Annotated in this window: 2 protein-coding genes and 1 pseudogene; 2 read left to right on the top strand and 1 reads right to left on the bottom strand. The window is 61.9% G+C overall.

Annotation, left to right across the window (positions count from 1 at the left end):
• The first annotated feature begins 194 nt into the window (after positions 1–194).
• Both AC13C7_RS00005 and AC13C7_RS00010 read left to right on the top strand, forming a co-directional pair.
• On the top strand, positions 195–1,199 hold the full coding sequence (locus AC13C7_RS00005; protein WP_482866182.1) for a glycosyltransferase family 2 protein: 1,005 nt from the start codon (positions 195–197) through the stop codon (positions 1,197–1,199).
• Complete coding sequence (locus AC13C7_RS00010; protein ID WP_482866183.1) at positions 1,196–2,764, top strand: hypothetical protein; 1,569 nt, start codon at positions 1,196–1,198, stop codon at positions 2,762–2,764. Before AC13C7_RS00005 ends, AC13C7_RS00010 begins: the two co-directional genes overlap by 4 nt.
• Positions 2,765–3,514: 750 nt before the next feature.
• On the opposite strand, the pseudogene AC13C7_RS00015 reads toward AC13C7_RS00010, so the two are convergent.
• Positions 3,515–3,872: pseudogene (locus AC13C7_RS00015) on the bottom strand (transposase); the annotation flags it as partial.

Genomic DNA, 3,872 nt, shown 5'->3' on the forward strand with positions numbered 1-3,872 from the left:
CCGCCGCACACTGCTGCAGGATCCCGACAATCTGTTCTTCGGTGAAACGTGATTTGCGCATCGTCTGTTCTCCTCGTTGCTTCGAACGTTACGAGAACAAACTCTCCTTTTGAATGGCCCAGTTCTTTGGGGGCAGGTCACCAGACATGTCGTTTTCATACACCGCATTTGACCTGCCGCACCCTCCCGAAAGCATGCAGCGCGACACACCCAGGCTGTCGATCGTGGTGCCCTGCTATAACGAGGAAACCACGTTGCCCGCGCTTTTTGGTCGGCTGGAGCAACTCAACACCGATCTCCTGGCGGCAAAGCTCATCGCGCAGCCCTTCGAGCTGATCCTGGTCGATGATGGCTCCGCCGATGGCACTTGGGCCGCGATCCAGAATGTCGGCGCCCGTTTCGCCGTCACCGGGGTCAAGCTGTCGCGCAATCACGGCCACCAGAAGGCGCTGTTTGCCGGGCTGATGCAGGCCAAGGCCGATGTCGTGGTCAGCATGGATGCCGATTTGCAGGATGACCCGGACGCCATCGCCCCGATGATCGAGGCCTATATGCGCGGGGCCGAGGTGGTCTATGGCGTGCGCGGATGCCGCGAGACCGATACCTGGTTCAAGCGCCGCTCGGCGCGGGCCTATTACGCGACGCTCCGCAGGCTCGGGGTCGATCTGATCCCCGATCACGCCGATTTCCGGTTGATGAGCCGCCGCGCGCTCAAGGCGCTGTCGCAATTCGGCGAAACCAACCTGTTCCTGCGCGGCATGGTGCGCGAGCTCGGCTTCAAGAGCGAGATCGTCACCTACAGCCGCAGCGCCCGCATCGCCGGGGAAAGCAAGTATACGCTACGCAAGATGCTGGCCCTCGGCATGGAAGGCATCACCTCCTTTTCGGTTCAGCCGCTGCGGATGATCGTGATGTTCGGTTTCGCGGTGGCCGCCCTCGCCTTCCTGTTCAGCCTCATGGCCATCGTGGCCTGGGCCGGAGGGCGGGTGGTGCCGGGATGGACCTCGGTGGTGTTGCCGCTCAGCCTGCTTGGCGGCGCGCATCTCATCGCGCTTGGCGTGATCGGCGAATATGTCGGCAAGATCTACGAGGAAACCAAGCGGCGTCCACGCTTCATCGTCGACACCGTCACCAGCAAGCACGCGGGACATGACACCATCGTCGCACCGCAACCCATCGAACTGGTCCGCGCCGGATGACCACGGTCGACTGCCTTGAAGACGGGCGCAGCCGTGACCTGAGCCGGTGGATGCCGTTCCTGGCATTCACCTTCGGGGTGCTGTTCACGGCGCTGCCGCTGCTGCTCCACCCCTATCTGCCACTGGTCGACCTGCCGAACCACATCGCACGGCTGCATATCGCCGAGACCGGCAATGACGGCCCCCTGTCGCGGTACTACCTCTACACCGCGTCCCTTGTTCCGAACGCGGCCATCGACCTGCTCTGGCGCGGTTTCGGATACCCCCTGGACGCCGTTCGTTTCGCCAACCTGGTGATGGTCACCTATGCGGTGAACCTGATCTTGTCCTCGATGGTCCTGGCGCGGGTGGTCCACGGGCGCTGGACCGTCTGGTCGGCCGCATCCGCGCTCCTGGTCTTCAATGCACCTTTCTTCTGGGGCTTCCAGAATTTCGTTTGGGCGCTGCCGTTCTGCCTCTATGGCTTCGCCTTGTGGCTTGTCCTCCAGGACCGGCCCATCTGGCTGCGCATCGCGATCTTCCTGCCGCTCGCGGCAATCCTCTACCTGATGCATTTCTTCGCCTTCGGCTTTCTCGCGATCCTGGTCCTGGGGCGCGAAATCCAGGTGATCCGGGAGAGACCCGCGAACGCGCGGTTCCGGGTGCTGCGACTCTTCGGGCTGATGCTGCCCTTCGTCCTGCCGGTGCTCTGGCTTGCGATCACGCTGCACGGGGCGGGGCCCTCGCCTGCAGGCAGCCGCACCGAATTCGGCACGCTCCTCAACCGGCTCTGGATGTTCGCCTCGCCGCTGCATTCCCCGAGCACAGGCGATGCGCCCGCGCTGTGGTTTCTTGCGATGTTTGGCCTCGCCCTCCTCGCGCTGGTGTTCTCGCGGCTGTTTTCCGTGCGCGGGCCGCAGCTTGTTCTTGCACCGCAACTGCGCGGCGCCACCTTGGCACTTGCGCTTGCCATGCTGGTCGCCCCAAGCTGGCTGAACGGGGTGGCGCTGGTCGATATTCGCGCCCCTGTCCTCCTTTCCGTGCTGCTGATCGCGGGCACGACATGGCACGCACTCGCCCCGCGCCACGCCGTTCTCCTGGCCGCTGCACTGGTCTTGCTGATCGGCGCGCGAGGTGTCGCCTTCGAGCGCTTCGCGGCACGGTATGAAAGTGACGTGCAGGATATGCTGACCGCGACCGAAACCCTGCCCGCCGGGGCACGCCTGCTGCCGGTTCGCGGACCCGGACTGCAGTTCGATCTTCGGCTGGCCCATCTTCAGGGCCTGCTTGTGGACCAGCGCGATGTCTTCGTGCCGACCCTGTTCCAGGGCGTTCATGCCATGCGGGTGCGGCCGGAATGGATCAGTTCCACCCATCCCGCTCTGTTTGCGATCGACATCAGGATTGTGCTGGACCAGGCCTCTGCCCGCGTTGTCCCGGAATTCGCCCGCGATTGGGAGCGGAAGTTCACCCATGTCCTGCTGATGGACCCTGTCGAGATACCGGACGATCCAAGGCTGGAGCGGATCGCGTCAACCGGACGCTTCACGCTGTTCAGGATTGCTGCCGGCCTGCATGACTACTGAGCGGACAGGTCAGCCCTAACAGGGGACACGCCAAACGCCATATCGCGCGGGCAATCACGCGAAATTCACGCGTGATCGGGTCTATGTCGTTGGATTCGTTGAGAAGCGTGGTGCCGCTGAAGGGACTCGAACCCCCGACCCCATCATTACGAATTGTTTGGCGGTTCTGGTGGACCGTGTTGCACGCAAGCGCACAGCGTCTGCTCAATCCTTACAACACTCTGGTGCGAAACGCAATTTTCTAGTCGTGGTCTTGCACGGCGTCGCACCCGCCCGTCATTGGTTGCACTCCGCTCCCCTACTAATCCCCTACAGATTTCAGTTTGCCCTACTAATCCGACAAAAGCCTGTGCCGGGGGCGGCTTCTGGTCCACTCGCTTTTGGCACTGCCTACACCCCACCCCAAGCACGGCGACAGCGAGGCACAGTGGGGTAGGCCCGCTCGGGGTGAGGCCTCTCTAGAGCAAGGTCGAATCCAGTCGGCGCTCCAACCGGGAAGGCTCATTTTCGGCAACGCATATGAGACGACGCTGCTTGACTAACCTTTCCGAGGATTTGAATAATATGCGTCACTGCACTCCATCCGTAGACGACACTGTTGGCGGGAGCTAACGATATGCATGCGCCCATGACCGACTACTTTTGGAGGTAGCTAATGCTCATCAAGCTCCGGGACTATGAAAGAATATAGAGGTGGCTTGGTTTGTCTGAACAGTTTCGAGCCGTTTCGTAAGTGGATTTCCCGCTCGGTTATGCCGCGACCGGGATTTGTCGCGGCGTGATGTGATATGCCTGATCGGGTCTCTTCCCGTCCAGCGATGAATGCGGTCTCCTCGTGTTGTAGAATGTCAGCTATCGGCCGAGGCTGTCGGGGGCGGCCGAGACGCTGTCATAGGCGGGGAGGTAGACCTCCTCGTATTTGATGCTGCGCCAGAGCCGCTCGAGGAACACGTTGTCCCGCCACGCGCCTTTTCCATCCATGCTGATTTGGATCTCGGCGTCCTTAGCGCCTTGATGAAGTCAATGGACGTGAACTGCGATCCTTGGTCCGAGTTCATGATCTCTGGCTTGCCGAACCGGCGGATTGGACCTGTCACGGTTTGATGCC

The organism is Alterinioella sp. B-7 (genome assembly GCF_056857775.1).